The organism is Chitinophaga dinghuensis, from assembly GCF_003259435.1.
Classification (GTDB): domain Bacteria; phylum Bacteroidota; class Bacteroidia; order Chitinophagales; family Chitinophagaceae; genus Chitinophaga; species Chitinophaga dinghuensis.
Window position 1 is genome coordinate 1,006,368 of record NZ_QLMA01000001.1, and the last position, 22,781, is coordinate 1,029,148.

General features: G+C 44.1%; 17 protein-coding genes. 14 read left to right on the forward strand and 3 right to left on the reverse strand.

Annotated features, from left to right (window positions below):
* Positions 1–404: 404 nt before the first annotated feature.
* The 12 genes from CLV59_RS04090 (at position 405) to CLV59_RS04145 (ending at position 18,083) form a co-directional block, all read left to right on the forward strand.
* The gene (locus CLV59_RS04090) at positions 405–995 is read left to right on the forward strand and encodes an RNA polymerase sigma-70 factor (RefSeq protein WP_111590716.1); all 591 of its coding nucleotides are present in this window, start codon (positions 405–407) and stop codon (positions 993–995) included.
* Between the two features lie 80 nt (positions 996–1,075).
* Positions 1,076–2,209: a FecR family protein gene (locus CLV59_RS04095; RefSeq protein WP_111590717.1), complete on the forward strand. Its 1,134-nt coding sequence runs from the start codon at positions 1,076–1,078 to the stop codon at positions 2,207–2,209.
* A gap of 114 nt (positions 2,210–2,323) precedes the next feature.
* Positions 2,324–5,641 carry a TonB-dependent receptor gene (locus tag CLV59_RS04100; RefSeq protein ID WP_111590718.1) on the forward strand — a complete coding sequence of 1,106 codons (3,318 nt, stop codon included), beginning with the start codon at positions 2,324–2,326 and terminating at the stop codon, positions 5,639–5,641.
* Between the two features lie 10 nt (positions 5,642–5,651).
* Positions 5,652–7,079 (forward strand): RagB/SusD family nutrient uptake outer membrane protein, encoded by a 1,428-nt coding sequence (locus CLV59_RS04105; RefSeq protein WP_111590719.1) that lies wholly within the window; start codon positions 5,652–5,654, stop codon positions 7,077–7,079.
* A 22-nt stretch (positions 7,080–7,101) separates the two neighbouring features.
* Positions 7,102–8,565 carry a redoxin domain-containing protein gene (locus tag CLV59_RS04110; protein ID WP_111590720.1) on the forward strand — a complete coding sequence of 488 codons (1,464 nt, stop codon included), beginning with the start codon at positions 7,102–7,104 and terminating at the stop codon, positions 8,563–8,565.
* Positions 8,566–8,779: 214 nt separating this feature from the next.
* On the forward strand, positions 8,780–9,415 hold the full coding sequence (locus CLV59_RS04115; RefSeq protein ID WP_170137639.1) for an RNA polymerase sigma factor: 636 nt from the start codon (positions 8,780–8,782) through the stop codon (positions 9,413–9,415).
* An 81-nt stretch (positions 9,416–9,496) separates the two neighbouring features.
* On the forward strand, positions 9,497–10,540 hold the full coding sequence (locus CLV59_RS04120) for a FecR family protein (RefSeq protein ID WP_111590722.1): 1,044 nt from the start codon (positions 9,497–9,499) through the stop codon (positions 10,538–10,540).
* Positions 10,541–10,617: 77 nt separating this feature from the next.
* Positions 10,618–13,710, forward strand: coding sequence for a SusC/RagA family TonB-linked outer membrane protein (locus tag CLV59_RS04125; RefSeq protein WP_111590723.1), 3,093 nt, complete (start codon positions 10,618–10,620; stop codon positions 13,708–13,710).
* A 5-nt stretch (positions 13,711–13,715) separates the two neighbouring features.
* On the forward strand, positions 13,716–15,554 hold the full coding sequence (locus CLV59_RS04130) for a RagB/SusD family nutrient uptake outer membrane protein (RefSeq protein ID WP_170137640.1): 1,839 nt from the start codon (positions 13,716–13,718) through the stop codon (positions 15,552–15,554).
* Positions 15,555–15,807: 253 nt separating this feature from the next.
* Positions 15,808–16,644, forward strand: a complete 837-nt coding sequence (locus tag CLV59_RS04135; RefSeq protein ID WP_111590725.1) for a helix-turn-helix domain-containing protein — start codon at positions 15,808–15,810, stop codon at positions 16,642–16,644.
* 115 nt (positions 16,645–16,759) lie between these two features.
* Positions 16,760–17,473: a hypothetical protein gene (locus tag CLV59_RS04140; protein WP_146616120.1), complete on the forward strand. Its 714-nt coding sequence runs from the start codon at positions 16,760–16,762 to the stop codon at positions 17,471–17,473.
* Between the two features lie 22 nt (positions 17,474–17,495).
* The gene (locus CLV59_RS04145) at positions 17,496–18,083 is read left to right on the forward strand and encodes a hypothetical protein (protein ID WP_111590727.1); all 588 of its coding nucleotides are present in this window, start codon (positions 17,496–17,498) and stop codon (positions 18,081–18,083) included.
* A gap of 62 nt (positions 18,084–18,145) precedes the next feature.
* Here the strand turns inward: CLV59_RS04145 and CLV59_RS04150 are convergent, their stop codons facing one another.
* Entirely contained in the window at positions 18,146–19,141 is a 996-nt protein-coding gene (locus CLV59_RS04150) for a GlxA family transcriptional regulator (RefSeq protein ID WP_111590728.1), read from the reverse strand.
* 135 nt (positions 19,142–19,276) lie between these two features.
* Between CLV59_RS04150 and CLV59_RS04155 the strand changes: the two genes are divergently transcribed.
* A complete protein-coding gene (locus CLV59_RS04155; RefSeq protein WP_111590729.1) occupies positions 19,277–19,783 on the forward strand; it encodes an SRPBCC family protein in 507 nt (168 codons plus the stop codon).
* Positions 19,784–19,787: 4 nt separating this feature from the next.
* Here the strand turns inward: CLV59_RS04155 and CLV59_RS04160 are convergent, their stop codons facing one another.
* Positions 19,788–20,555 carry an alpha/beta fold hydrolase gene (locus CLV59_RS04160; RefSeq protein ID WP_111590730.1) on the reverse strand — a complete coding sequence of 256 codons (768 nt, stop codon included), beginning with the start codon at positions 20,553–20,555 and terminating at the stop codon, positions 19,788–19,790.
* Between the two features lie 203 nt (positions 20,556–20,758).
* Here CLV59_RS04160 and CLV59_RS04165 point away from each other — a divergent pair, with 203 nt between their 5' ends.
* Positions 20,759–21,742: a hypothetical protein gene (locus CLV59_RS04165; RefSeq protein WP_146616121.1), complete on the forward strand. Its 984-nt coding sequence runs from the start codon at positions 20,759–20,761 to the stop codon at positions 21,740–21,742.
* Between the two features lie 241 nt (positions 21,743–21,983).
* On the opposite strand, the gene CLV59_RS04170 is transcribed toward CLV59_RS04165, so the two are convergent.
* Positions 21,984–22,760 carry a PoNe immunity protein domain-containing protein gene (locus tag CLV59_RS04170; RefSeq protein WP_111590732.1) on the reverse strand — a complete coding sequence of 259 codons (777 nt, stop codon included), beginning with the start codon at positions 22,758–22,760 and terminating at the stop codon, positions 21,984–21,986.
* Positions 22,761–22,781: the final 21 nt, after the last annotated feature.

The following is a 22,781-nucleotide window of genomic DNA, read 5'->3' on the forward strand; positions in this document are numbered from 1 at the left end:
ATTTAAATAAAGAATGACATAATCAGCTAAATCAAAAAATTTTACTTCTGTAGGCATTGTTAATTTAATTGGTTTGAAATAATAGTTAGGAACACTGAATCTATTACCAGCATTAAAAAAAACGCCGATCATCATATTCAATGACGAATACATAAAATTTAGGCAAGAAGGAGGGGAGGTGTGTATAAAAATAGGAAGTCAGTCAATATATATAAAATGATGATAATGGCCAAACTGGCCATCAGACAGACTTACAATCTCCGGCAAGAGGAAACGAATTTAATACTAACTTTTAAGCGCACAAAAAAAAACTGCGATTTTTCAAAAAGTTATACCAATATTTTCAAACTTAAATTTAGATTATTACGGCCTTTAATTATTTTAGTGCCAGAAATCGGGAGAATTTGACAAGGGATACCACTTATAGTGACCTGGAACTGATAAGCATGTTGAAACGGGGAGATGTCCATGCATTTGATATGCTGTATTCCCGCCATTGGTCTGGTATGTACCAGGCGGCTTTTTACCTGCTGCGAGATCAGAATGCCTGCATGGATATTGTGCAGGATATTTTTGCGTGGCTATGGGAGAAGCGCGACCAGCTGGAGATACAGGCTGTACCTTCCTATCTCCGCGCTGCGGTTAGATTTAAAGTGGCCAACTATATCCGCTCCGGGAAAATCCGGGAAGGATTTTATACGGAACTGGCTGGGATCACAATGCCATCTATCCCAGGCCCGCAGGATTTCCTGGAACTGAATGACCTTAAAATAGTCATACAGGAAGTCATCAACAGTCTGCCTCCTAAATGCCGGGAGATTTTCCTCCTCAGCAGAGACGGACAACTCACCAATCAGCAAATTGCTGACCTGTTACAAATTTCTGTCAAAACTGTGGAAGCACAGAAAACGATTGCACTAAAACGCATCCGATCCGCCGTAGAACCTCATCTGCTGGCGATGTTACTACTACCTGTCGTTACCCATTGTCATTAATTGAAAAGAAACAGAAAAATTTTTGCCCCGCTTTAAGGGTATAGGTTTTTCTAAGTGCCTATGTATGTGATCACGTTTGTATGACAAGAGAGGAACTATTTTTATTGGCTGAAAAAGTAGCATCAGGAACCGCTTCTGATATGGAGCTGATGCAGTACAACCAGGTTTTCCATGCCTTCCGGGCGGAAGAGAACTGGAATGAAGCTCTCCTTGGCAATAAACAAGAAATGGAAACGGCCATCAGAAAACGATTGCAGCCGATATTGGAGAAACGTCGCGTGCCTAATCTGCAACCATTCTATAAATGGGCTGCTGCGGCAATGGTGGCTGCAATGATGACAACCGGTTATTTTTATTTCAGAACAGAACGCGCTGTGCTGGCGCCACAAGCGGAACGTTTTCATAATGATATTCCTGCGCCAGCCGGAAACCATGCTGTGCTTACTTTATCAAACGGTCGGCAAATATTATTGGATAGCGCCAGCAATGGACTGCTGGCGCAGCAAGGAACGGTAACCGTTTCCATGGCAGCCAACGGTCAAATCATCTACAACGGTACAGATCAGGTCAGCAATGTCAATACGGTACAAGTACCGCAAGGAAGCCGGCCACTGGCCATGGTATTATCAGACGGGACGAAAGTATGGATAGACGCGGGTTCTTCGCTGACATATCCTACCGTATTCACCGGCAAATCAAGAGTCGTTACCGTTACCGGACAGGCATTCTTCGATGTTACGCCGAACAGTCATGAACCATTCCTGGTGAAAAACAGCATGGATAGTTCCACTGTAGACGTACTCGGTACCAGCTTTAACATCAGGGCTTTTCATGATGAACATATTGTGAAACTCACCCTCCTGGATGGAGCCGTTAAATTCAATACCACAAAGACGACGCAGCTCCTGCACCCGGGACAACAGGCCGCTGCTGCCGCCAATGGCGCTATACAGCTTACAGCAATAGCAGATCTGAAAGCAATAACAGCCTGGAAAGAAGGACTGTTTTATTTTAATGGAACCGACATACCCACCATCATGTCGGAATTACAACGGTATTATAATGTAGAAGTAGTTTATCAAACGGATGTGCGAGACTTTTTTGTCGCTAAAATACCAAGGGATGTGCCTGTGTCTCAGTTACTGAATCTGTTGGAGATGACCAATCTCGTTCATTTCAAAATTGACGGACGGAGAATTACAGTGATAAAATAGTCATGCACCATTACCATCATTCATCGCTATAAGGTCCATGGATTTTATAGAAGGGAAAGTATTGTCTGAATCTACCGCAATAGCGGCATTATTAATGAAAATCAACCAGAAGCTATGCTTGTCAGAAAGCCATGGGGTGTGCTATGCCCGCACTTACCAACCTATTCTAAATGTTGTATTCTCTTGTTACTGGGATGCCTGTTGTTGGCAACCCAAACCATGGCACAAAAAGTGACCATGAATCTGAAATCCGGTACCCTTGAAAAAGCATTCCAGGAAATTGAAAAACAAACTGGATTAAGCTTTATCTATGGTAAAAATCAACTGCGTCAGGCAGCGCCGGTTACTATTGTTGTCAAAAACCAGGACCTGGAGGAAGTGCTGAAGGCACTATTCAATAACCAACCATTAACTTATTCCCGTTCGGGAAACTTTATCGCTATCCGCTCCAGGTCCGCAGCTACAGAAGCACAACAGGAAAATGTCACGGAAATTACTGTCAGTGGCGTTGTTACGGATGCTAAAGGCAATCCGCTGCCTTCTGTTTCTGTCGTGATTCCCGGAACGCCTTTCGGCACGATGACCAACGACAAAGGAGAGTACCGTCTTAACCGTGTGCCTGTTACTGCCGAAATGGTGGTATCATATATCTCTTATCAAATGCAGCGGGTGCCTGTCAAAGGCCGCGCGCTCATCAATATCCAGTTGGAGGAACAAGTTCGCTCGCTGGATGAAGCAGTGATCATCGGTTATGGCACTACTACCAAACGTGTGAATACGGGATCTGTTAGCAGTATCACTGCACAGGAAATAGGTAAGCAACCGGTGGCGAATCCTTTGGCAACGCTGCCCGGCCGTATTCCAGGGGTACAGATCACGCAACAAAACGGCTTGCCCGGAAGTAGCGCTATCGTACAGATAAGGGGCCAAAGTTCATTGAATTATGGCAATCTCCCCCTATATGTAATTGATGGCGTCCCTTTCACTAATTTCAGTGGCGGCCAACCTGTAACAGATAACCTGAATGCCTGGGGTGTTAGCGGTGCTAATGGCGGTATCAGCCCATTCAGTATGATTAATCCGGATGATATCGAAAGAATGGATATCCTCAAAGATGCGGATGCTACGGCTATCTACGGCGCTCGCGGCGCTAATGGGGTCATCCTGATCACTACTAAAAAAGGGAAATCCGGTAAAACGAGGTTTAACGCAAACGTATACACGGGGTCCGGAAAAATCAGCCGATATATTCCCATGATGAATACGGCCCAATACCTGGATCTGAGAAAGGAGGCCTTCAAAAACGATGGATTAACGCCTAATACAGCCAATGCTCCTGAACTAACGGTGTGGGATCAGTCGGCCTACACAGACTGGCAACGCTACCTCGCAGGCGGCACCGCGCATAGTACAGATGCACAAGCCTCTGTTTCCGGTGGCGATGCTAAAACACATTTCCTCTTTAGTGGCGCCTACCACAAGGAAACAACCGTGTATACAGGCAACTTCAATAGCCAACGGCTGACAGGCCGCCTGTCAGCGGACCACGCGTCTTCCGATAATAAATTCTATGCGGCTATCACTGCTAATTATTCTTCCGATAAAACGGTGCTACCAGTGTCTGATCTGTTGTCGATGTACAACCTCCCACCCAATATGCCACTTTATGATAAGAATGGAAACTTGGTATGGTCGCAGGGTTTCAATAATCCTATTGCATTATTGCGACGTCAATATACCGGCAATACTTCCAACCTGATGGCCAATGCGAATATCCGTTACCGTATTATTCGCGATCTGAATTTTAAAGTGAACCTTGGCTATACGAATACACAACTGGATCAGATTACTATGCTGCCTGCTTCTACACAGAACCCGGCAAACAATCCTACCAGCTCTGCTAATTTTACTAACAATAAATCACAGAACTATATCATAGAGCCCACGCTGGATTATACCCGTGATTTTTACAAAAGTAAACTGACGGCATTAGTTGGTGGCACGTATCAAAGAAGTCTGGCGAATGGTTCCAGTCTGAGTGGACAAAACTACAGCAGCGAGGCATTGATGGGTTCTCTTACTGGCGCTGGTCTGATCACAGTGAATTCTACTACTTATTTCGATTATAAATACGCTTCTCTGTTTGGTCGTTTGAATTATGATTATGACGGCAAATACTTACTGAATGCCACTTTCCGTAGAGATGCTTCTTCCCGTTTCGGACCGGATAATATCTTCGCAAACTTCGGCGCCATCGGTGCTGCCTGGATCTTCAGCCGGGAACAGTTTGTTGAAGATGCCTTACCATGGCTGAGCTTCGGTAAGTTGCGCGGTAGCTATGGCTCCACTGGAAACGATCAGATTACCAACTACATCTTCCTGCCATTGTTATCTTCCGCAGGTACTTATCAGGGACAGACAGCCCTCTACCGTAGCTCGCTGCCTAATCCTGGTGTCAGATGGGAAACAACCCGCAAGCTGGAAGTGGCGATGGAACTGGGTTTCCTGAAAGACAGAATGATGTTCACGGCTGATTATTATCGTAATCGTTCAGGAGATCAGTTGTCGTATGCATCGCTGCCAACACAGTCTGGATACAATAGTTATGTGGTGAATCTGCCGGCAGTAGTACAGAACAGCGGTGTGGAACTGGAACTGAATACGACCAATGTTAAATCCGGAAAATTCAGTTGGAATACTACTTTCAATATCACCTTCCCACAAAATAAACTGCTGAAATTCCCTGGTATAGAGAACTCTTTTTATTCCAGCAGTTACATCGTGGGCCAACCCATTGATGTGGTAAGGAGATACGTGTACACTGGTTATGATCCTGCCACTGGTATGCCGAAATATGCAGATCTTAATAAAGACGGCAATATTGACTATAACAACGACAGGGCGGTGATTCCTCCAGGTACGCCGTTCTTTGGAGGCTTGAACAATACCCTCACTTACCGGAACTGGGATTTTAGTTTCTTCTTTCAGTTCAACCATCGTAATGGTAGTACTAATAATCTCAATACTCCTATTGGTAGCAGCAGGAATAATCAAAATACGTCTTTGCTGGATAGGTGGAGACAGCCAGGCGACATGGCCGCATTCCCTGCAGCGACGTCCACATCGGGAACTCCTATCTATAACGCCTACACGCAATATTCCAGTTCCACTGCGCTTTGGGGAGATGCCAGTTATATCAAACTACGTACAGTTAGTTTATCCTATAACCTGCCACAGGCTTGGCTGACGAGAATGAAGTGCAGCAATTTCAGAATATATGCGGAAGGACAAAACCTGTTTACCTGGATGAAGAACAAGTATATCTATGATCCGGAAACCAGCATTTCTGGCGGTGCTCCAGGATTAGGCACCGGCGCTATTGCCATGCCTCCGCTACGCACCATCGTGTTTGGTATTAATTGTTCATTCTAAAATCTGAATCATGCTTCAACATAACATAAAGCGAAATTTAATTGTATTAGCACTTGTTGGTAGTGTCTTTTCTTCCTGCCGCAAGCTGGTAGAAATAGGTGCGCCTGTTAACCAGGTAGGACTGGATCAGAGCTTCTCCAGCGATGCCACCGCCAGTAGTGCAGTGCTGGGTATTTATAACGCCTCCTCCACGCGCAGCCTGATTTTTCCTATGAGTGAATTACCCGGTTTATCAGCGAATGAATTACAGAACAATATCTCGTCTCCTGCATATGATGAGTTCAGAACAAATAGTATCACCATTACCAATACACTCGTGGCTAATACGCTATGGTATTATACCTATGGCGCTTTGTCGCAGGCAAACGCCATGCTGGCGGGTATTACCCGTAGTACCGGACTTTCAGATGCAGTAAAAAATCAGCTTACCGGGGAAGTAAAAACCTGGAGAGCGTTGCTGTTTTTTCAACTGGTTAATTATTTCGGAGATGTGCCGATGCCGCTTACCGATGAGCCGTTGATCAATGCTACATTACCTAGAACGCCAGCAGCACAGGTTTGGCAACAGATCATTAAAGACCTCACCGCAGCAAGAGAGGTTTTGTCTGATACTTATCCTTCCACGATGAGAGTAAGAATCAACCGACAAGCCGCCAATGCATTATTGGCGAGAGCTTACCTCTATACGAAGGATTGGCAGAATGCGGAAACCGCTTCCAGTGCGGTAATTAACTCTGGTATATACAGTTTGAATACAGATCTGAACACAACTTTCTCTAATACCAGTAATGAAATCATCTGGCAGTTGTTCACGTTAACAGGACTTTCCATCTATACTACAAACACAGATGCCAATGGTGGCAGCTATGCCGCTGCAACAGGAACTGTTCCTGGTGTAACGCTGACGGATACACTCTATAATAGTCTGGAAGCCGGCGATTTGCGGAAGACTAACTGGGTCGCACCTACGGTAATTGGCGGTACCAATTATAAAGTGATCACGAAATATAAACTGCGTGTAGTCGCTGCCGGTACCACTACCGGAAATGAATACAATGTAGTGCTTCGGTTGGCAGAACAGTATCTCATTCGGGCAGAAGCGCGGGCGCAACTGGCTAACCTTCCCGGCGCTATTGCGGACCTGGACAGTATCCGAAAAAGAGCAGGGTTACCATTCCTGGACAATAATAGTACACAGCCGGTATTACTGCTGGCGGTTGAAAAGGAAAGAAAAGCGGAGTTATTTGGAGAATGGGGGCATCGCTGGTTTGATCTGAAACGTACGCCAGGATTGATGGGAGGTCAGACTCGTGCAGATGATGTTATTGGGGGCATGCGCCCTGCCACCTGGACCAGCACGGATATCCTGTATCCGATACCGGATGCACAGCGGGTAGCTAATCCATCGTTGACACAAAATCCTGGTTATACAAATTAATTACCACCATTAATATATCATCATGAAAAAGTTAATACCAATCCTGCTTTGTGGGGGCTTGCTCGGTACAGTGAGTATCGCGTCTGCCCAAAACAATCAGACAGATACCCTGAAAAATTATTATAGTCAGCTATTGAAAGGGGATGAAAAAGATCACCAGTTGCTGACAACAAAGATGTATGGCCTGTTGAAAAGCAAGAAGGAAGAGGACTGGATAACCGCCAGCAATTTCTTTTATCAGCTGAAGCTGGGGAAAGTAGCTGATTCTGTTACAAGTGCGGCGAAGGAAAAATTCCCGGCAGGGATTATTGTCCGCAATACCTCCGTAGAGGCGATCTACAACGAGCCGGATGCTGTTCAAAAGGAAAAGTTATATAAGCAATGGCTGCAGAAATATCCGCCTGCGAAGTTCGGACCGGAAAGAATTATCTATGATTATGCACGAAACAGTGTTTCCAAAGCATATGCGGAAGCGGATAATGTTACAAAGGCGGTAGCATATGCGAACAGTATCGAATCGCCTTTCTGGAAAGGCGAAGGCTGGGCTGGAACAGCCATGACCTTACTGAAAAAAGGACATTATGCAGCAGCGAAAGATTTACTTAAGAAAGCGATAGATCTTTCCTGGTCCTTCAGAACTACCCGCAAAACGGAGTTTGGCGCTGGCTTTGCGGCTACGGGTTATCCTGGCTATCTGAGTACTTATGTAAACTGCCTGTACCAGGAGCAACAATATGATTCCGCATTGGTGTATATCCGTCGTGCTGCCGAGGCAGAAACCCCGGTAAGGCCAGGCGTAAATGAAATGTACGCCAAAATTCTGCTCGCGAAAGGCGATTACCAGCAGGCATTTGAGAAACTCAGTGCGATTGCCGCACAGGGCATGTTGAATGCTTCCTCCAAAGAGCAGTTACAACAAGCCTATACGAAAATTCGTGGCGCCAATGGTTTTGAAGGCTACCTGGATTCTCTGAAAGGCGGACTGGATGAGAAAATCAGACTGGAGATGGCGAAACAGATTATCAGTGAGCCTGCTCCTGATTTTACCCTCACAGATGTAGATGGCAAAGCCGTTTCGTTATCGTCTCTCAAAGGAAAAACAGTCATACTGGATTTCTGGGCAACATGGTGCGGCCCCTGTAAAGCCTCTTTCCCAGCCATGAAGAAGGCCGTGGAAAAGTATAAGAACAATCCGGAGGTGGTATTCCTCTTTATTCATACCTGGGAGAAAGATAATGCTGCCATTGCGAATGCCAGGAGCTTTATCACCAATAATCATTATCCTTTTGAAGTGCTGATGGATCTGAAAGACCCGGCCACAGGCATCAATAAAGTGGTAGACGCTTATAAGGTGAGAGGTATTCCTACTAAGTTCGTGATCGATAAGCAGGGAAATATCCGGTTCCGGTTCACTGGTTTTACCGGCGGAGAGGATGCCGCTGTAGCGGAAGTAGCTGCCATGGTAACATTGGCGAATGAGAAATAACCTGGTTTTTAACTGTAGAAAAGAAAGGGCTCCTGTTTGATCAGGGGCCTTTTTTTATAATATACCCCATACCGTTAGGCATATACGATATAACAGGTTTTTCTCATTTATTTCATTTTTTTGTTAATTTAACCAGAAGATAATAATGAAGGGAGGCCTTGGCCCCTATGATTTAAATAGTTTTGTGCACTTTTTAAAAGGTAACTCTTCAGCGATGCACCATATTACGGAAGATTGTGAATTGATTAAGATGCTCGGGATGGGCAGCCAGGAAGCCTTTGTAGATCTGTACAATAAATACAAACACGGCGTATACCATAATATCACAAAAATAATCCAGGACCCTGTGCTGGCACAGGATATCATGCAGGAAGTTTTTCTCACGCTCTGGAATAAACGAAATAATATTGCCTCCATAAAAGCCGTTGGTAGCTGGCTCTTTGTGATTAGTTATAATAAGTCGGTCGATCACCTTAAAAAACGACTGAAGGAAAATAAGTTGGTGGCACTGATGGCCGACTGTCCGGAGGATATCCTCGAGGATACTCATTCCTCACAAGAGCAAGAAGAGGATTATGAACACCGCATCTGGCTGTTGAATAATGCCATAGAACAGCTGCCGGGCCAGAAAAAGAAAGTCTTCAAATTGTTCCGCCTGGAAGGGAAATCCCATGAGGAAATAGCCGCGATTACAGGAATCAGTATACAATCTGTCAAAGATTACCTGAAACAATGTACCGCCATCTTACGTAAACACCTGAACGAAAATTCCGGTAATGTCAGTGCAGAATCCCAGCTGTTCCTGCTTTTCCTGGTTTCCGGATACCTGCTTCAAGGGCATCTTTCCTAAAGTATTTTGAATTAACATTTAGTTAACATTGGATTTTATCCCCAAATCGGGATAAGCCAGTCTTTATAGCAAAGGCAGTGAATGAACGAGCTACATCAACTTATAAATAAATATTGGCAGGGAACGAGTTCCCCTGAGGAAATGCGCCGCCTTTACCAGCTGTTATCGAGGGATAATGCGGCTGATCTGTATGCATTGCAGGTAGAATATGATGAAGTGATAGAGAAATACCAGGAGAGAATGCCGGGAGATGCGGACCAGCGAGTACTGACAGGATTATTAGGAGAAATCAATAAGCAAGCATCCATTGTTTCGTTTAGTCGTAACCGTTTGCAGTTCTGGAAGACGGCGATTGTGGCGGTAGCGGCCTGCGCTGCCTTATTAATTGCTGTAACCATGCCGGGCATCTGGTCTTTGAAGCAGCAGTCGGCCACCCATCAACAGGAAATAGCGGCTAATGAAATGACCGTTATCCGGGCAGATAAACCCATGCATATTGAATTGACTGACGGAACGGGTATTGTGCTGGAGAAGGGTAGTAGTATTCAATACAGTAAACAGTTTGGCGTAGCTGAAAGAAAAGTATACCTGGAGGGAAATGCCATTTTTACGGTTATCAGGAATGAAGCTATACCGTTTGCCGTTGTTGCTGATGGCATCATCACTACTGCGCTGGGAACGAAGTTCGCCGTAAGTAAGGTCGCTATGGGTAAAGTTCAGATTCATTTATATGAAGGGAAAGTAAGTGTGGCGCCAGTATCGGGGAAAGCAGACCGCATACTGATGATGCCGGGTGAATCTTTGCTGGTAGAACCGGAAGGATTTAAAACGAGTCTGACTGCACCTGTATCAACAGCGAAAAAAATGATCTCGCCAGCTGCAACAAATGAAGCAAATGGTGAACTAATATTTAAAGAAGCATCACTGGAACATATATTTGACGTATTGGGCAGGAAGTTTGAGAAGACCATCATTTGTAATGATTCGGATGTAGTAGCCTATCGTTTTACAGGCAATTTCCCGGCGGAGGGCAGCGATTGTGAGTCGATCCTGCGCACGCTGTGCGGCCTTAACAAACTGGCGTATACTATCAAAGGAAATACCATTTACATAAATAAACAATAAGTCATCCCGGAAGGTACCGGCAACAGTGTTTACCAACGGCACTGTGGCGGAGCTATGCCTAAAATGAAAACAGAATTATGAAGAAAAAAATTGCAGGTATCGTCAGTAGCCTATTTTATCTTTTTTTCGTTCTGCTCACCACCAAAGCAAATGCACAAACAGTATTGCTTAGAGGAACAGTACTCGATGAAAAGAATTCCCCTGTGATAGGAGTGACGGTTATCGTAAAATCAAATGCACAAACGGTAGCGGTGGCACAGACGGATACAGCCGGTATGTTCACGCTCAACAAATTATCCACCGGGGTTAAATACGATCTTTCCTTTACCTGTATTGGATATATCTCCTATACAGAAAAGGAGTTTAGTCTTTCCGAAAAAACCAATACCCTCCTGATTCGCATGAAAGGAGATCCTGCCGTGCTCAATGAGTTGGTAGTAGTAGGATATGGTAAACAAAGGAAGATTACCTTAACCGGCTCTGTTGCCTCTGTGGAAACAAAAGAGCTGAAATCATCTGCTGTCTCCAACCTGAGTAATGCGCTGGTGGGCAGATTACCTGGATTGATTGCCCGTCAGTCGACCGGCGCTACCGGCCAGGATGGTTCCAAAATATGGCTGAGAGGACAATCCACCTACTCCAGCAGCAACAATCCACTCATCATGATCGATGGCGTTCCCAGAGATGGTTTTGAGTTCATTGACCCCAATGAAATTTCCAATATCACTATCCTGAAAGATGCTTCTGCTACTGCTATTTATGGCGTACGCGGCGCCAATGGTGTTATCCTCATAACCACCCGCAGAGGAGAAGCAGGAAAAGCAAAAATTCAGGTGAATGTAGAACAGGCTGTGAAAACCCCTATGAAACTGCCTAAATACCTGCATTCGGCAGATTACTTCCGCCTGCATAAACAAGGTCTCATCAATGACGGCGCTACTACAGAAGCATCCCTGTATACAGATGATTATATTAACAGGTATGATGCATCCAAAAACTGGCCCGACAGTCTGGAATATAAATACCTGTATCCGGATGTTGACTGGATACATGAACTGCTGAAACCAGCATCCATGCGCACTGTAGCCAATGCGAATATTTCCGGCGGTACACCCGGCCTGAAATATTTTATCTCCGGCTCCTATTTCCATGAAGATGGTATTTATAAAAGAACCGGCGACTTCCCAGGCTACAATACCCAGGACGTAGAGAACCGTTTTAATTTCCGCTCCAACCTGGATGTGAAACTGAGCTCCTGGTTATCCGCTGAACTGGGATTAGCCACCATCGTGCGTAACCAGGTAATGCCGGATATCTACCAGGATGAATTCTTTACCCTCCTGAAAAAAACGCCGCCTTATGTGATGCCAATGACCAACCCCAATGGTTCCATCGCACAGGTAGCCGGTTATACCAACCCTTATGGAGAACTGGCTGCCAGAGGTTTCCAGAAACCGAATTCCTTCTATACGCAAGGAACGGTAGGACTCACCAGCAACCTGGATTTCATCACAAAAGGACTTTCCTTCAGAACAAGATTCTCTTTCGACTCCTATAACTCCAATGGTTTTTACAGATCCCGTAAGTATTATACCTATACCTACCAGGGAAATAATAAATACCAGATGGTGAATAGCGGTCAGGACTTCCTCAACTATGCGCTCTATAACCAAAATTATTACTACAATATCAATCCGGAGTTTTACCTGAACTATAATAAACAGGTACAAAAACATAACATCTCCGGTATGTTGTTGTACCTGATCACTTCCAAAAGTGTGAGATCTACCAACGCCACTGGCGCATTGCCTTACAGGCAGCAGGGCCTGACGGGTAGATTCTCCTACAGTTACGACGATCGTTATATCACAGAATTTGATTTCGGATATAATGGCTCTGAGAATTTTGCCAAAGGTAGAAGATTCGGGTTCTTCCCCGCTGTATCGGCTGCCTGGGTGCTCAGCAGAGAAAAGTTCCTCTCCTCCGCCAACAACTGGTTAGATCTGCTTAAACTGCGTGTATCCGCAGGTAAAGTAGGTAACCAGGACCCGGGAACACGCTTTGCTTATCAGAGTAACTGGAACATCAATGCCAAAGGTTATAACTTCGGCACCAACTATGACAATACCATGCCAGGCGCTGTGGAAGCCGCTGCCGGCAACCCACAGGTAACCTGGGAAACTGCCAGGAAGTACAATGGCGGTATTGATCTCTCCATCAAAAATGGATTGTTCTCCTTCACCGGCGACGTGTTCTATGAACACAGAACTGGTATCTACCAATCATCTTCCCCAATTATCTCCGGATTCCTGGGATTGGTAACATTCCCTAAACTCAACGGCGGTATTGTAGATAACCACGGCTTTGAGTTTGAAGTAGGTCACAGAAACAGGCTTTCCAAAGATCTCAACTACGAAGTAAAAGCTACTTACTCCTTTGCCCGTAATAAAATTATCAAATACCTGGAAATACCTATGCCAGACAGAACATGGCAGCAAGTAACAGGCACCCGCATCAACTCTATCTTCTCCTATGTGGCAGATGGATACTTCCAATCCAAAGAAGATATCGCCAAAGGCCCTAATCAATCGCTCTTTGGTGTAATGCAACCAGGCGATATCCGCTATAAGGACCTCAATGGAGATGGCATTATCAATAGCTATGACCAAACCTATCTGAATAAAGTAAGCGAACCAGAACAGATTCTCGGCGTGTCCTTGTCCATGTCTTATAAAGGAATCGACTTCTCCGCTCTCTTCCAGGGCGCCTTTGGAAGATATATCGATGTTGCAGGCCCGGCAATTTTCGGACCTCAGAACGATTTCTCCAATATGTTATCCGACTGGAAAGACAATTACTGGACACCAGAACGTCCGGATGCAAGATATCCCCGCTTAATGGCCATCAAGAATGTGGTAAACACACAACATTCCACTCAGTGGCTCTGGAAAGCGGATTATGTGCGACTGAAAAATCTGGAAATAGGATATAACCTGCCCAAAGCCTGGACAAATCCGATTGGCCTGCGTAATATCAGGGTATATGTGAACGGTAATAACCTGCTTACCTGGAGCACACTGCGATTGTTTGATCCGGAAGAAGATAACGCTTCTCCAAACTATCCGCTGATGCGTACCTACAATGCTGGTTTGAGTCTCTCTTTTAAATAATGATTATGATGTCTAGAAAAAATAAAATATTCCTCTTTCTCTCTTTCACCACGATGCTCGCATCTTGTAAAAATTACCTGGACATTGCGCCCAAGGAGTTTTATACAGAAAACGATCTGTTCGCAGATGTAGCGCAGGCAGAGAAAGAAGTAGCTGTTCTATACGGCGATCTGAACGGGGATTTTGATGGCACCGCCGATGGTTCCATTCTTTCCCTGGTTTGTGATGAAGGTTATCCTACCTCCCTGCAAGCTAAAGCCAGCAAGTACATTTCCGGCGGCTGGACCAGCACCAACGATGATATGCGCAACTTCGATCAGATGTATCGGGAAATACGCATTGGTTATCACTTCCTGGAGAATATTGACAAAGTGCCTATCAAGAACGATAACCAGACTACCCAATATAAAACGGTGATCATTCCTCGCTATAAAGGAGAAGTAAAATTCCTGATCGCTTATTACTATTTCCTGTTGTTCGAAAAATATGGTGGCGTTCCTATTGTGGATCATTATTACACCGTTAATCAAAATGATGAAGCACTGAAACTGCCTCGTGCAACAGTAGATAAAACGGTCTCCTTTATCACAAAACTCTGTGATGAAGCCGCAGCTGCATTACCACAGGATTACGCAGATCAGGATATCGGAAGAGTAACCAAAGGCGCTGCCCTGGCCCTGAAAGCGAAAGTACTTCTGTATGCGGCCAGCCCTCTTTTTAATGGCGGTGAAATAGATAACCAGGCGGTAACAGTAGATGGTACATCTGTTAAAAACACGATTCTCGGCGTAAAAAACCTGGATGGTACCCTCATCTTTAATACGACCTACAACAAAGAAAAATGGAAACTGGCCATTGATGCTATTAAGGCTGTAATGGACCTGGGTATTTACGATCTGCGTGCAGATCGTGCGGAGCTATTCTACAAACGAGATTACAAGGAAGTGATCTGGTTCAGACAAGGTGGCCCCAGCAATAACTGGGAAGCGAATACAATGCCTAACGGGACCGACTATGGCGGAACCGGCGCTATCAGCACTCCGCAGGAAATGGTGGATGCTTATGAAATGAAAAATGGCCTCGCGATTACTACCCCTGGTTCCGGCTATTCAGAAACCGGTTATGTAGATACCCTCATGCGCGTATTCAGAAACCGCCAGTGGCAGACCGTTAAAACAACTATCTCCAAAATGTATTTTAACAGGGACCCTCGCTTTTACACCGATCAGTATTTCAATCAAATGCCATTACTGGGTAGAAACGTGATCACTGAATTTACCAAAGCCCTGGGTACTAACCAGGATGGATGGGGTAAAACCGGACAGAGTACCCGTACTGGTTACTATGTACAAAAATGGAATGATCCTACCCAAAACCTGAAAGACAGACCCAATACCAATTACAGAAATTATCCTTTCATTCGCTACGCAGATGTATTACTCTGGTATGCAGAGGCACTGAATGAATACTATGGTCCTGTAACAGATGCATATACAGCGCTCAACCGCGTAAGAAGCCGTGTAGGCATGCCTGGATTACCCCTGACCACAGCGGATAACACCCAGCAAGGGCTGAGAAAACGTATTCAAAATGAAAGACGTATAGAGCTTGCCTATGAAGGCGCCAGATACTATGATATCCGCAGGTGGTTAATCGCAACCGCTCCTGAACAGATGAAAATGACAGGCATGAATATCATGGAAGGCGGCGATAAATTCTATGCAAGAATTCCATTGCTTTCAGGTACCCGTATCTTCCCGGTGAATTATTATTTATCTCCTATACCTTCCTCAGAAACGGCTATTATGCCTACGCTGACGCAGAACTATGGATGGGGAAGATAATGTTGCTGTATGTATAATGAAAAATGCCGGAGGCCTGCAATGTGGCTTCCGGCATTTTCTTTTACAACCTTAAAGTATAAATTATATTACTAAAGTGGATGGTAATCCGGTAAAAAATTATATAATATTTTTTAATATAATGAATAGATTCACAATAAATTAAAAGAACGGTCGACAGGAAAGTAAGGTTTGTGCGATAAAACTTATACCTAATTTGTATATTTGTATTCAACCGTTTACCCCTTTATCCATCATGGTTTCGACCACTGAAATATTACCAGCATTACCGTTAAGGGATTATATCCGCTGCTATTGTTTGCGGGAGATTGACACTTGTGATCAGGATATTATCAAGCCTATTCATGCGATCGATTTCGCCACGATGACTTTCTGGCTGAGCAATACGCCACTGGATTATGAAACGGTGCAGGGGACAGTATCGCTAAATCTCAAACAGCGTCATCTGCTGGGTTTACAAACAGTTTATCAGGGCTATCAAAGATACAACGGTAAATATCGTTTCCTGACCATCAACTTCAAAGGAAACGGTTTCTTTCGGTTGTTTCATATTCCCATGCACTACCTCAGTGATCACTTGCTGCATAGTGATGATGTCATTGGTCAGCAAGTGGCGTTGCTACAGGAACAATTTGAAGCCGCCAACAGTATCGCTGCTATCGCCACGGTGGCAGATACCTATTTCCTGGCCGCTTTGTCCGGACAACAAAAACGAAATGCAACAGATAACATTACCGCTGCGGTAGATTTTATAGTAAAAAATCCCGCTGCAGTTAATGTTAAAGATCTGGCAGGACATGTAAATATGAGCCTGAGAAGTTTTGAACAGCATTTCGCGGAACAGGTAGGGCTCTCCCCAAAATTATATACCAGATTGGTTCGCTTCAATAAAGCCTTGTTATTAAAATTATCCGCTCCTCATCGGGAATGGACGGATATCGCCCACAGCTTGGGTTACTTTGACCAGATGCACCTGGTAAAGGATTTCAAAGTTTTTAGCGGACATTCCCCCAGAAGTTTTCTCCAACAACTACCTCCGCCCCCAGAGAACTACGTCCAAAAACTCGGCTAACCAAGATTTGCGATTTTTTACTATTCCAGCCCTTCTGACCTCGGTAATTTAGCAGCACAAAGCCACGGTAATGTATGCCATTGCCCAATGACATGTGTGTTCTAAATTATAAGTTATGAAACAGCTATTGAGCTTATTAACCTGCCTGTGCATGGTTACTGGCTTCAGTTTTGCGCAATCGTCTTTGCCTGCACAAATACAGTTTAACTATGAAGTAGTGCAGCAGATGAATATTAAAAATGGGGAACAAAGCGGTACCAATACTTATTACTTTACTACCAATGGCGACTTTACCGCCATTAAATCCAGTACGGGAGATAACGGTATGTCGATGTTGATTTATACCAAAGATGGTAGCGGTTGGCTGGTGGATGACGCCAGAAAAACCATCACCGGCGTCAGTATGAATAAAGTGATGACAGGGATGGCGATGAAAGGAAATAAAAACCCCAAAACAAAACCAGCGAGAACACTGACTCCCACTGGGAAAACAAAAAAGATCTGTGGCAGAGAAGCCGTAGAATACCAACTACAAAGTGAAAAAGGTACCACCAATTTTTGGTATGTACCCGTAGAATTCCCTACAGCACGCCTCTACACCGCAGGTATTGGAGGCGCAGGCCTAAGTAAACTGGGGGCAACAGCCAACCCTTTAGGAACCGCCGTGGATAAGAATTACCTCGTAGCAGAGGTGGAAAATGGCGGACAAAAAGCAATTGAAACAAAAAGTATTACCAAGACCGCTTTCAGTTTCTCCACCGCAGGCTATACCATCAAGGATTTGAGAGGCAAGAGCCTGGGAGGAATAATAAAAGAGCAATCAAAGTAGCATACTTGTAACAAATACCAACATGAAACATTTTATCTATGCCTTAATGCTATTGGTCTCTTCTTCCGCCAATGCACAAATCACGAAGGAAGTAATTCGTCCGGGAATTAAGATTTTGTGCGAGCCAATGGCATTCTTCAAACCATATGTAACAGATGATCCGCAAAAAGGGTTAGCAGCAGGTCCTTCCACTGTCCAAATTACGGTTGTGAATCCGGTATCCGGTTCCTGGAATGTTTTCTATACAGGGAACAATACCACCAATCAAGGATACATTACCAATTACAAAACAGTAATGACCAAGGATGGCACTTTCCTGATATGGCAGGCCGATATGTTGATCAGCGATCGTTTTGAACGCATGGATAAAGTAAATAACCCATTCCCGGTGAATAAGGCAACACAACCATTTTCAGAGCAAAAATCATTGCCAGCAAAGATTACTTTGAATACCTGTACAGGAGATGTGGAAATAACCGGACAAGTGGTGGGAACAAAAAAATACCATTGTACCGTTAGCCCTTCCAATATCCTGTATGGATGGGGGAACGATGGTAGTTTGCTCGCCATAACATTTGGAACGCCTGTATACGCGCATCCGGTAAATTAATCTCAAGACATTTTTGACACCCTGCGAGAGTGCCTATCAGTTATGGTACAGGAGGAGGAAACTCAGGCAATGTGGGCCCTTTTTCTTCCATATTTTTCCTGGTAGGCACGTGGTGTCATCGCTACATGACGTTTAAATACCTTACGGAAGTAGTTAACATCATCATATCCGCAATGCAGCGAAACCTGCTCAATTCCTTCCTGTTTACGCTCCAGCATTTCCTTGGCAGCCTCTATACGTACCCGTTGTAAGTATTCAAAAGGCGTATTGGCAGTGGCACTCTCAAATCGTCTGCATAAGTTACGAACACTCATGCTGCAATGGGAGGCGATGTCTTCCAATGTTAACGTATCTTGAAACTTATCTTCAATATATTTTTGTGCACGTGTGATGACTTCATCCCCATGTTCATATTGAAATTTGAAGATGGAAAAAGTCCGTTGTGGAAGATCATGCACATTAATCATCAATATTTTGGAAGCAGCCGTTGCTTCCTCATGGCCGCAGAACTTTTCTATCAGGTAGATCATAAAGCTGGTGAAGCTAAAAGCGCCACCACAGGAGTAGAGACGACCCTGGTCCACAATTACTTTATCATCCTGTAATTCAATATTCGGGAAGCGTTCCCGGAATGGTTTGGCAAACAGCCAGTTGGTGGTGATTTTCTTTCCCTCTAGTAAACCAGTGGCAGCTAACAGGAACGCACCTACGCAAATACTTGCCAGTTCTGCTCCCTGGGTATATTGTTGTTGCAGCCATCGGATCAACGTTTGTTCTCCTGTGATGACCGCTTCGATCCTCTCGAAATACATAGCCGGGATAATGATAAGATCAAAGACCTCCTCTGTGCTGAGCTTAACAGGTTGGGTGGAACCTGCCGGGGTAGTATAAAAATGTTGTGTAGAATGATTTAGGGAGACGAATTCTACTCGGATTTCCTGCTTCAACTTGTTGCCGGTTAGTAGGGGATACATCCGGATCATTCCTCTCCAGATATCAGCGGGGCCTGTGACGCAGGTGGGTACCGCATCTTCATAATTCAATATGGCAATACGCATGAGTATACTTGTTTGGTAAACTACCGTTTAAAGTTACAGCTATTTGGCAAGATTGTCTTGGTTTGTTGTCACTATTGTATTGGTTGTCATCCAACGATTCGACCTAATTTTGGAAAGCATAAATCAACACCGCATATGACAAATCAGGATTATCAGAACAGCATGATGGTGAATACCACTGCGCAGGTTGCCTTCCAGGCAATAACCACTCAGATTAACAAATGGTGGAGCACAGATTACCAGGGTGCTGCCAGTAAAACAGACGAAGAATTTACAGTAAGATTTGGAGAAACTTTCATGACCATGAAAATTGGAGAAGTGGTGCAAAATGAGCGCATTGTTTGGTACTGTGTAGGCCAAAACCAAGTACCGCCTCCAGGAACAAAGTCGCTGCAAAATCCAGCTGAATGGGTAGGCACTACTATTATCTGGACCATCTCCTCAAAAGACAATGGTACCGAGGTCACCATCCATCATCCGGGACTGACCCCTATGTTCGAATGTTGGGCTATCTGCCAGCAGGGTTGGAATCAGACATTGGACAGTCTCAAATTACTCCTGGAAACAGGAACCGGTCTGCCTTTTGGAGGCCTCAGTGGCGAATATCTGGAGAATGCACAGTCTTATGATGCAGCCCATTAATCGCTTAGTATAAGGATTGAATAAAAACAGCGGCACGGTCTAATACAGGCTGTGCTGCTTCTTTATGTGGGGTATGACCTATACCAGGAATCATATAAACGCTTGCTTCTCCTGATACCTGTTGTGCAATTCCCTCTACCTGCGCTATAGTACCGTACTCGTCGGACTCGCCCTGGATAACCAGGACCGGACATTTGATGCCAGGCAGAAAGTCTGTAATATCCCATGAACGAAATGCATTACTCAACCAGGTATCAGCCCACATATGGAATACTGCCTCCGTTTTATCCCCATGATACTTTTCCAGTTTCTTTTTTAAATCAGTATGCTGATATAGTTTCACGGCTTCTCTAATGCCATTTAAAGTGATTTCTTCCACGAAAATATGTGCCCCCTCTGTAATCACTCCTTTAATCCGATCTGGGTATTTTCCCGCGGCAATCAGGGCAATAGAGCCTCCATCGCTATGCCCGAACAAGATAACATTTGTGAGCGCACATGTCTCCAGTAATAACATTAAGGTATCTGCCTCCTGCTCCATATAATCGTTTGTTCTGGAACTGGTCGTAAAGGGATCTGATTGTCCATAACCTTGCCGGTCGTATACCAGTACATTGCACTGGGTCATTTCTCCCAGCTGCTGAGGAAAGCTCCGCCAGAGGGTAACGCATCCCAGGGAATCATGCAGAAAGACAATAGTGGGTCTGTTTTCATCGATAATGAAAGAGAAGGAGTGAAGGCGCGTGTTTTGAATATGAAGATGTTGATGCATTCATGTATGCTTACAAAATGACTAATATAGGATTCATTTGGTGTATTAGCGGAAATAATATTCCTAGTCCTTAAAATTGGCTATTGATGTCTCGCCGCAGTTATCCTTATTACATTTAAAAAGTACCATTGCTGGAAATATAACCTATATTATTTATTATCCCTGAACCCATCAACCCAAAACCCTCAAATATTATGATGAGCATGAAGCACTATTTAGTTATTTTAGGTCTTACAACTGTACTGTTTGCAAGTAGTTGTAGCAAGAAAAACACATCATTGGCTCCTGAAAAAATCCCTTCAGTCCAGGGGACAAAAGATCCCATTGTTGACCATGGTCGGCTCTTTTTCTCCTCTCAGGCGGATTATGTTGAATTCATAAAAAGGAATTTCAGAAAGAAAATGCAGGATCAGCTAGGATTTATATCTCTAAATTCTACCCTAAGAAGTTTATCTGACAAAGTTCCTGTTTCTGCTGAAATCAAGGATTTACGTGACTTCGGATTTCCTGCGGAACTGCTTTCGATTTTAAATGAGCATGGTGAAATGCGGATTGGTAATGATATCATTTGGTATCATAATGGCAAAAAGTATTATATCCCTGTAGTGGATGAGGAAAGACTTTCTGTTATCAAGGAACAACCTGGTTTAATAGCACAATCTTTTGATGCGAGGCAAATCAAATTACAGACAACAGATCCTAATGGTAAATCAGATCTAGGCCTTACTGCAACTGATTCAAGGTACATTAAAGAATTTTTCCTTTGGGGAAATGTACATACAAGGTTCGTTCATGAAGTAACCGGGTTTATTGAAAATACCAACGTAGGAACGTGGATAGCTTATTCTGTAATCAGACTTAAACTAGAGTGGAAGGATTGTTGTAAATGGAATCCAGCCACATCGATGAGAGACATTTCAGTAAACCTTACAGGAAGTGCAAATCTGTATAATGGAACCGGTACTTTACCTACAAACGGATTTTATATAATGGGACCAAGCGTTGCGATAAATGAGACAGACGTTTCTAACAGTGATTATGTCCTTACATTGGCAGCTGTAGAAGGACGGGGATCATTACTATCTGGTTCACATTGGACGTTGAGACTGGATGGCTCTATTTATCAGTATGCCCAAAATGATTATTTAACCAATGCGTGGACAAATACAGGTACTCCGCTATGGTAACATCCTAAATTTTGCCCCCAAAGATATCTTATAACGATACCTTTGGGGGTGCATAGATTTACTTACAGTAACAATAATGTGGTCAATTTTACAGTCGTAAGTACATAATGAAAATAAACCTCTAGTATTTCTTTCCATTACTCGCCGGAAATTAATTTGATATTTCCATTTCGTTGATGCAATATCTCGTGGTAGTATCTCGCAAAATCCCCAGTAGAGTTTGGGTTTGTTGATCAGAGCCTTATCTGCGCCAATGCACCAAATCATACGGATAGTAAGGACTATCTTTAAAAGACGAATCGTCCAATTGCATTATTTTAGTAATGGCGCCCGCTTCCCAGCACCAGTAGCCAGTATAAGCATGGTCTTTTGTATGATTGTTATACCAGGGATCATTGCTGTGTAGGTCGTACCACTTTTCCAGATACTGTTTCATTGCAACAGTAGCCTCTTCTTTATTCATTCTGGTGATTTCCAGTAAGGATTGGTAAAGAGAAGGCCAGATCACTGCATCAGGAGTAGGACCCGTTGCTTTTCTGGCATTGATGATAAACCAAAGAATACCATCCGGCCGCCACTCTGCATAGTCCGAACCTTTATCGGATTGTTCAACATACTGCACAATGCCATTATATTTATCATCAGGGATCTGCAACAAGTAACCGATGGAAACCATATCCAACATATCTGCATAAGCGGAATCCGGCTCCCAGCCTTTGGCATACCAATCGGAGGCAGTAATAAACAAATCGTAACAACTTTCCATAGGCTGTCCCATGGAGTAAGCCACTGAAAACTTCATCAGGTAGTCAAGTGCCAGCGACCAATCATGGTAAGGCTCCGCTCTGCCTTGCAGCAACAACGTTTCCCGTGTTTTCTTATCCATTGCAATTCGTTCGTCTTTCTGTTTGAGGGCTACCTCAAAATATTTGGCATTTTTGAGTGGAGCTCTCTGATTAGGAGAACGATCTTCTTCCTTTACATTTGATCCGCCGAACAATTTGTTTAAAAACCCCATTATATAAATATTTTGAAAAAA

Coding starts and splice junctions, on each gene's coding strand:
- CLV59_RS04095 (WP_111590717.1), top strand. CDS start 1,076: ATGACAAGAGAGGAACTATTTTTATTGGCTGAAAAAGTAGCATCAGGA.
- CLV59_RS04100 (WP_111590718.1), top strand. CDS start 2,324: ATGCTTGTCAGAAAGCCATGGGGTGTGCTATGCCCGCACTTACCAACC.
- CLV59_RS04105 (WP_111590719.1), top strand. CDS start 5,652: ATGCTTCAACATAACATAAAGCGAAATTTAATTGTATTAGCACTTGTT.
- CLV59_RS04110 (WP_111590720.1), top strand. CDS start 7,102: ATGAAAAAGTTAATACCAATCCTGCTTTGTGGGGGCTTGCTCGGTACA.
- CLV59_RS04115 (WP_170137639.1), top strand. CDS start 8,780: ATGCACCATATTACGGAAGATTGTGAATTGATTAAGATGCTCGGGATG.
- CLV59_RS04120 (WP_111590722.1), top strand. CDS start 9,497: ATGAACGAGCTACATCAACTTATAAATAAATATTGGCAGGGAACGAGT.
- CLV59_RS04125 (WP_111590723.1), top strand. CDS start 10,618: ATGAAGAAAAAAATTGCAGGTATCGTCAGTAGCCTATTTTATCTTTTT.
- CLV59_RS04130 (WP_170137640.1), top strand. CDS start 13,716: ATGATGTCTAGAAAAAATAAAATATTCCTCTTTCTCTCTTTCACCACG.
- CLV59_RS04135 (WP_111590725.1), top strand. CDS start 15,808: ATGGTTTCGACCACTGAAATATTACCAGCATTACCGTTAAGGGATTAT.
- CLV59_RS04140 (WP_146616120.1), top strand. CDS start 16,760: ATGAAACAGCTATTGAGCTTATTAACCTGCCTGTGCATGGTTACTGGC.
- CLV59_RS04145 (WP_111590727.1), top strand. CDS start 17,496: ATGAAACATTTTATCTATGCCTTAATGCTATTGGTCTCTTCTTCCGCC.
- CLV59_RS04150 (WP_111590728.1), bottom strand. CDS start 19,141: ATGCGTATTGCCATATTGAATTATGAAGATGCGGTACCCACCTGCGTC.
- CLV59_RS04155 (WP_111590729.1), top strand. CDS start 19,277: ATGACAAATCAGGATTATCAGAACAGCATGATGGTGAATACCACTGCG.
- CLV59_RS04160 (WP_111590730.1), bottom strand. CDS start 20,555: ATGCATCAACATCTTCATATTCAAAACACGCGCCTTCACTCCTTCTCT.
- CLV59_RS04165 (WP_146616121.1), top strand. CDS start 20,759: ATGAAGCACTATTTAGTTATTTTAGGTCTTACAACTGTACTGTTTGCA.
- CLV59_RS04170 (WP_111590732.1), bottom strand. CDS start 22,760: ATGGGGTTTTTAAACAAATTGTTCGGCGGATCAAATGTAAAGGAAGAA.